The 7296-nt window shown below is 60.7% G+C and carries 7 protein-coding genes; 2 read left to right on the top strand and 5 right to left on the bottom strand.

Annotated elements, in window-relative coordinates:
- The first annotated feature begins 150 nt into the window (after positions 1-150).
- Positions 151-1137: an energy transducer TonB gene (locus GSQ80_RS10220; protein WP_254059570.1), complete on the top strand. Its 987-nt coding sequence runs from the start codon at positions 151-153 to the stop codon at positions 1135-1137.
- On the opposite strand, the gene GSQ80_RS10225 is transcribed toward GSQ80_RS10220, so the two are convergent.
- On the bottom strand, positions 1138-1788 hold the full coding sequence (locus GSQ80_RS10225; protein WP_254059571.1) for a class IV adenylate cyclase: 651 nt from the start codon (positions 1786-1788) through the stop codon (positions 1138-1140).
- Positions 1789-1846: 58 nt separating this feature from the next.
- On the opposite strand from GSQ80_RS10225, the gene GSQ80_RS10230 reads away from it, so the two are divergent.
- The gene (locus tag GSQ80_RS10230) at positions 1847-2875 is read left to right on the top strand and encodes an L-threonylcarbamoyladenylate synthase (protein WP_158787552.1); all 1029 of its coding nucleotides are present in this window, start codon (positions 1847-1849) and stop codon (positions 2873-2875) included.
- A gap of 3 nt (positions 2876-2878) precedes the next feature.
- Here GSQ80_RS10230 and GSQ80_RS10235 read toward each other — a convergent pair whose 3' ends face one another.
- From GSQ80_RS10235 to GSQ80_RS10250, 4 genes are all read right to left on the bottom strand, one after another.
- On the bottom strand, positions 2879-3286 hold the full coding sequence (locus tag GSQ80_RS10235) for an RNA chaperone Hfq (protein ID WP_158787553.1): 408 nt from the start codon (positions 3284-3286) through the stop codon (positions 2879-2881).
- Between the two features lie 171 nt (positions 3287-3457).
- A complete protein-coding gene (locus GSQ80_RS10240; protein ID WP_158787554.1) occupies positions 3458-4609 on the bottom strand; it encodes an ATP-binding protein in 1152 nt (383 codons plus the stop codon).
- A 682-nt stretch (positions 4610-5291) separates the two neighbouring features.
- Entirely contained in the window at positions 5292-6713 is a 1422-nt protein-coding gene (locus tag GSQ80_RS10245) for a cytochrome P450 (RefSeq protein ID WP_158787555.1), read from the bottom strand.
- Positions 6714-6857: 144 nt separating this feature from the next.
- A partial coding sequence (locus GSQ80_RS10250; RefSeq protein WP_371315703.1) for a dTMP kinase occupies positions 6858-7296 on the bottom strand: 439 nt, incomplete at its 5' end.

Here is a 7296-nt window from a genome sequence, read left to right on the forward strand (position 1 = left end):
AGATGCGTCTAATTAGGCAGAGCAAACCTGGGTAAGAGTTTGTAGAATGAACCAGGGACTTGGCGACGCACCTTCCGGAAGCTGAAGGCTGTGTTTGCCCCAGGTAGTTGAAGAAGAGAAGAGAAGACCGCGCCGAGACCCGTTTCGCCTATGCCTAACATTGATACCCTCCCGCCTCCCCCCACCAGCCAGGTCGATCCCGATCTCGGAGAACGAGTGCCTCAGAAGATGCCTGAGCCAGTGCGTCTCAGCGTGGAGATCAAGGAACAAGGCGTCTTTGGGTCGCTGATTTCGAGTGTCCGCGACGCCTTCTTTGCCCCCAAACTTCCGCCGCTCGTCCTGCAGTCCAAGCCGGTTGCTGTTCCCGATCGCATGGCGAGCAAGCGCAGCCCCGCGTCGACCGCGTTCGCTATCGGCGCGCACGTACTCATCATCCTGCTGGTTGCGCTCTTTATCGCCAGCCAGGTCAACGTGATCAGTCCGGCTAAAAAGAATGTTGCAGCAGTCCTGGCCGCGCCGCCGCCACCGATTGCTCCCAAGCTCGAGCAGATAGGCGGTGGTGGCGGCCAGCACGACTTAGCTCCGGTCAGCAAGGGAAGGCTGCCCGACTTCACACAGAAGCAACTGGTTGCCCCCAAGGCTCCGCCCACCGACGCTCCCAAGCTGGCAGTCGTTCCGACCGTTGTGGTGCAGAAGGATCTGAACCTAGCCAACAATCAGATGCCGAACCTGGGAATGCCCAATTCCACCCTTAGAGGAGTCTCGCTCGGGAACGGAACTGGGACCGGAATCGGTTCCGGTAACGGCTCAGGCATCGGGCCTGGATCCGGTGGCAACACTGGCGGCGGCGTGATGCACATCGGTGGTGGGATCAGTCGACCTGTTGTTCTTTACCAGGTCGAACCCGAGTTCTCCGAAGAGGCGCGCAAGGCCAAGTTCTCCGGAAGTGTTACGGTGTACCTCTATATTGAGCCGGACGGAACTCCCTCACATGTCCGTGTGGTCCAAGGGGTTGGAATGGGCCTCGACGAGAAGGCTGTAGAGGCTGTTCGTCAATATAGGTTTAAGCCGGCTATGAAAGACGGCAAGCCAGTCCGGGTTGACCTCTATGTCGCCGTCAACTTCCAAATTCTCTAACTAGTGGGCTACGACAGCGAGCGTTGAGACCTCTGCGTAGGCAGCGATCTCATCAAAAGTGAGATTCTCCACCGCACTTCCGGTTTCTTCTTTCCATCGCAGGAAGAGACTGCCATAGCTCTGGATAGTTCGCAGTTCGGGCGCAATGCATAGCTTCTCAAGCATCGCATCGATCCAAGCTGGCTGACCCTCGAGCTCTGCCCAGACCCCTATCGGCGTCTCGTCCAACACGAGGTGGCCTTCGTCCATCGCCCACTCCGTGCGGAACTTCTCGTAGCGGAATACAGGTCGATAGCCTAGCTGGATGAAAATTTCCGCGAGCGCGTCACAGTCTTCTACAACGCTCTCGGTCTCAATTCGTGTCTTGTAGCGAAGATCTCCATCGCCACCTTCCGCCTGGCGCTTATGGGTTACCGTGCAGCGGTTTCCATAGTGGCGAAGTCGCAGGATCTGCCTTTGCGTGCGGAGTTGCCGGTCGGAAGAATCGTAGAGCACGTTGCTCTCGAAGGTGCGGTCCGTTACAAGTTTGAAGCCGAGGGCATCAGCTGTTGAGCGAAGCTCTCGAATATCCGCGACGGAAAACTTCAGCTCGATCTCGGCAGCCTGCATGGCGTCAGTATACGTCTGGAATCGTGTCCGGAAAGCAACCATTTGCACCTGTGGAATACGTGGAATCGTCGCGGCATTCGCTACGATGAGAAGTCAGCACATGCCTCAGACCGTTCATCTCGATTATTCCACTCCGGCCGATCTGGTCCGCGCCGCGATGCTGCTCCGCGACGGAGGCCTTGTGGCATTTGCGACCGAGACGGTTTACGGCCTTGGGGCCAATGCTCTATCAGCAGAGGCTGTTGCCGGTATCTTCGCTGCCAAGCGGAGACCTTTCTGGGATCCGCTCATCGTGCATCTCGCTTCGGTTGAGCAGCTTAGCCAAGTGGCCGTGGTCCCAGCGAAGCTGGCAGAGCGAGTGATTGCCCTTGCCGATGCCTTCTGGCCTGGACCCTTGACCCTGCTTCTCCCGCGAAGCTTGGCCGTTCCGGACGCGGTCACGGCGGGTCGGGAGTTGGTCGGGGTTAGGGTGCCGGCTCATCCGGCGGCGCGGGCGCTTTTGGCGGCTGCAGGTGTTCCGGTCGCTGCGCCTAGCGCCAACCTCTTCGGGCACACCAGCCCGACGACCGCCGCGCACGTGCTGGCAGACCTGGACGGGCGAATCGATGCCGTGCTCGACGCTGGTCCAACCTCGATCGGGGTCGAGTCTACTGTGCTCGACCCAACGCAGACGCCAATGGTGCTCTATCGTCCTGGGGCGGTAACGGCAGCTCAGCTCGCCGCGGTCACGGGCGTGGCTGTCGAGGCGTTTCTTCCGACGACGGAGGCGCAACCTGTCTCGATGCCATCGCCGGGAGTTGGCATTCGCCACTATGCACCGCGGGCGCGGATGGTGTTGGTGGACGGCTCCCAGGCGGCGCTGCAAGGCGCACTCGCGGAAGCCGAAGCTGCTATTCAGGGTGGGAAGATTGGCGTGCTTCTTCCGAAGGGCTGGACCGTGAACGCAGACGCTGTGGTCGAGAGCTGGGCACGGTGGGACGATCCTGAGGCGCTTGCAGCTCGGCTGTTTGCTGGCCTGCGAGCACTCGATGATCGCGGGGTGTCTGTGATTCTATGTCCGCTGCCAGAAGCTGGCGGGATTAGGGATGCCATCCGCGACCGCCTTCTGAAGGCCGCACGGCCGGCTTAGGTGCTACTTCATGACACTGTTGGCTGCGTGCGCGTCGCTGGTCTTGTAGAGATACTTGATTGAAGCTTTATAGACCAGGATGCGAGTGCGCCCGACGCGCATCTTCACGGTGCATCGGTCATACCATTGGATGATGCCGTGGAGTTGTTCTCCGTCTTCCAGCACGACGGTCATCTCGGTCTGCTGCTGCATCTGCTTCTGGAAGTAGAACGCTTCAGCGTGAGAGCTCTCCGGGGTTCCGTGGGTATCTGAGATCATGGCGTGAGTTAGTGGATCTTCGGTATGCACAGGATCGCGGCGACGCTCTACGGGTGGTAGCTGCGGACGTACCAGCTTGCGGGTTCCGTTGAAGGTATTGTCGTCAGCGCGGGTTGCGGTTCTACTCTCCATCTTTGCTCTCTTTACCGGCATCGCGTCTTCTCCTTCGAGCACTACACAAATGAGCGCTGCAAAGAAGCCGCTGGAAAGGGCTGAAACGGCAGCCCTGATCAGACACGGTGTGCTGTGCCCTGGTTCCTTTCAAATGCATTGATTGGAACGTTTGATGATGAGACGAGAGACAAGGGTTGTTCGTTTCAACAACTAGCGACGACTACCTTCAAGTTCCACCGTAAGGGCGTCGAGGCTCAAAGAACGGAGTAGGTTACGGCGCATGCCGCTTTGGACGGCGTCCATGGCACGCACGGCCTGTTCGATCCACTCAAAGGTGAAGGTGTCGGCGAGGCGCTGGAGGTCGGCGCGTTTGTCGATGTTGCGGACGCGGTCGGGAGCGCCGGACTGCAGGAGAAGGATGTCCTCGAGCAGGCTGGAGAGGGCCCGTAGGAGCGCGGTGGTCTTGGTTTGGCCCTCGGCGCCGGTGCGGTAGGTCTCGGTCATGCGGAAGAGGGTGGAGTGGTCTTGTGCACCACCGGAGCGCTCGGCGGTGTGAAGGATCGTTAGCGCGTCGTTGCGAGCGGCAGCGTATTCGGCGAGGTTGAAGCTCAGGGCGCGACCAGCTGCTCCTTCGCTGAGGCGGGCGGTGAGTTCGCGTTCCGTCTTGTTGAGCTCGGGGCGGCGCTGGGCGAGGAGGGCGGCAATCTCGTCGGCTGGTAACGCTCCGAGGTGGGCTACGGCGCAGCGGGAGCGGATGGTGGGCAGTAGCTCGCCTAGGTTCTCGGCGAGTAGGACGATGTGGACGTGCGTTGGTGGTTCCTCGAGGACTTTGAGGAGGGAATTCGCTGCTTCCTTCATGAAGGCTGCAGAAGTGATGATGAAGACCTTGGCGCGGGCTTCGGCTGGCAGGTGGTGCGCACGATTGATCAGGGTGCGGATCTGGCCGAGCTTGATGAGGAGCTGCGGCGGATCGGGTGGGACGATGAGGACATCAGGGTGCGTCTGGACGAGGACGCGGGTTTCCTTTTTGTCGACCTCTCGCATCTCTTCGCGGGCGGCTACGGCTTCGTCGATTTTGGTGTCGAGGTCGGCGCTCTCGGCGATGCGGGTGCAGTTGTGGCAGTGGCCGCAGAAGCCGGCTATCTGCTGGCCGGCGTGGGGGCCTTCGGTTGCCAGCTCGCGGGGCTGATTTTCGCACTCGAGGGCCATGGTGAGTAGCAGCGAGAGCGTGTACTTGCCTGAGCCGCGGGGGCCGAGGACGATGAACGAGTGCGGGAGGCGGCCGGCGGCGATGGCCGCGCGGAGGCTCTCGACCGTGGGTTGGTTGCCGATGAAGTCGTTGAAGGTGGTGGGTAGCGGCACACTTTCAGACTACCTCGTCCTGGTAGAGCCCCGAGTTGGGGCTCGCGGCGGCCCGGGTACCCCCTCCCCCCCCCAAGTATGACTTTTGCGGCAAAGTAGTCTAAGCAGGCCAGTTACGTCCGAAAGTACCCCCCTTCGTCCGGTGGACTGTGTGGGTAGGTCTTTCACTTCAGGTAGGTTATGGCCGAAAGTATGACCTTGGCAGGGTGGGTTTGTGGCGCAACTCTGGTGTTCGGGTATTTTAGGCGTGGAAGTACCATTTGGGATCGCAACGGATGGGGCTGCGATCCCGTCCGTATATGTCGGGCGTGGTCCTTGGTATGTGGGTGCTAGTTAAAGTCTAGTCCTTTGGTGAGGGTGATTATGCCAGGTTTTGAAAATATAAATCGCTAGTGTTGATAGGGGTTTTGGAGGTTTTGGTGGGGTTAGGGGGCTTGACAGGTTTCGGGGGTGGGAGCGGTCGATACGGAATTTGTGGCTGATTGAAGAAAGCAAGAACGGGAAACAGCAGGTTCGTTTGCTGCGCTCAGAATGACAACTAGAGAAGCAAAAGCAACAGCAAGTGAAGGAGCAGATTCCCGGAGGGAATGACAGAAAGAAAGGCAAGGGCAACAGCAAGAGCAACAGCACTACGGGGGTCCTTCGCTGCGCTCAGGATGACGACGAAAATATGGGACGGGGGTTAGAGGACGGGTTCGGGGCGCATCATCATGGGGTGCTTGGGGCGGAGGGTTATTTTGGCTTGGGGGATTACCGGGTAGGTGGGGAGGAAGGTTAGGCGCCAGCGCTGGGCGATGCTGGCTAGCGAGAGGACGCCTTCCATCCAGGCGAAGCCTTCGCCGATGCATTGGCGGCGGCCTCCCCCAAAGGGGAAGTAGACGAAGCGGGGGCGGTCGGCCTTGGCTTCGGGGGTGTGGCGCTCGGGGCGGAAGGCTAGTGGGTCGGGCCAGTATTCGGGGCTGCGATGCATGATGAATTGGCTGAAGAAGAAGTGGGTGTCGGGCGGGAAGCGGTAGGGGCCTAGCTCGATGGGGACGGTGGACTGGCGACCCATCGCCCACGCGGGTGGGTAGAGGCGCATGGATTCGGCGAAGACCATTTCGGTGTACTTTAGGCGGGGGTAGCTGTCGACGGTGGCGGTGGTGGTGCCGACAACTTCGTTGACTTCCGCATACATTTTGTCTGCGGCTTCGGGGTTCTGGCTGAGGAGGTACCAGGTCCAGGTGAGGGCGTTGGCTACCGTCTCGTAGCCGGCGAGGAAGATGGTGAGGAGCTCGTCGCGGACTTGCGTGTCGGTCATGCCTTTGCCGCTGCCGTCTTCGTCGCGGGCGGCCATGAGCATGCTGAGGAGGTCGCCGCGCGCTTCGAGTTGGGAACGGGTGAGCGAGCGGCGGCTGGCGATCATGGTGGCGACTACGGCGTCGAGCTTGGCGCGGCTGCGGCGGAACTTTATGACGCCGGGGATGGGCCAGTGCAGGACGCTCTCGAGGCGGGGGAAGGCGACGAGAAAGTTGTAGAGGCCCATGATGGTGTTGACTTCGTCGCGGACGGCGAGGACGTCTGCGGTGACTTCGGAGTCGAATAGGGTGCGGGCTACGATGTGCAGGCTTAGCTGCATCATCTCGTCGTTGATGTCGATGGGCTGGCCTTCGGTCCAGCGGCCGGCGGATTCCTGGGCGGCGGCGACGATCTGATCTGCGTAACCTGCGATGCGTTGACGGTGGAAGGCTGGCGCGACGATGCGGCGCTGTTGCTTGTGGATGGGGTCGTCGGAGGTGATGAGGCCTTCGCCTAGCAGGATCTTCATGCGTTTGAGGGTGCGCTCGCGGACGAAGCTGCCTGCCTGGGTGACGAGGATTTCGTTGATGTAGTCGGGGTCGTTGACGAAGACGATGGTGGTGCCCATGAAGCGGTAGTGGGCGATGCGGCCGAAGGTGTTGTGGAGATGTTCGAATAAGGGAATGGGTTCGCCGAAGCTTACCCACTTGCGGCGGGCGTAGTAGGGGAGGGCGCGGCGGAGGCCGGCGGGGAGGCGCCACTCGCCGAGGGTGCGGGCTGGGGTGTAGTCGTACTCTTTTTCGAAGTCGCGTGGTTTTTCGGACATGGGGGGTGGGCGGTTCCTAGTCGGCGCGACAAATGCTACGTGCTGGCTTCTTCGGAGCGCTTTACGGGGTCAAAGGAAGAAGCAGATTCCCAGAGGGAATGACAGAAAGAAAGGCAAAGACTGAAGCGCGGCTTCGGCAGGCCTTCAAGGCTCATGGCGGGAATGGACGACTTCATCCAGACGCTGACGCACTACTTCGAGGATGCGCTCATGGATGGTGGCGATGGGGGCTTCTTCTGTAAATACCGAGACGCGGCTTTGATCGCGTCGTGCGATCTCGCGATATTGTTCATAGACTCGCGTGTAGAATTCGTCGCCTTCGCGCTCGAAACGATTTTCGTCGGTGCCTTGCTGCTGGACGTGGCGATCGTTGCGGCGACGGGCTCGCTTGAGGGAGGCTGCTAGTGGGGGAAGGAGAAGGATGGTGAAGTCGGGCTGGACGTTGTTGCAGACGGCGCGGTGCATGGCGAGGATGCGGTCCGAGCCTAGGTTGCGGCCGGCGCCCTGGTAGGCCTCGGAGCTGTCGGTGTAGCGGTCGCAGAGGACGATGGCTCCGTCGGCAAGGGCCGGGAGAATGATTTGG

The sequence above is a fragment of the Granulicella sp. L46 genome, assembly GCF_009765785.1.
GTDB lineage: Bacteria > Acidobacteriota > Terriglobia > Terriglobales > Acidobacteriaceae > Granulicella.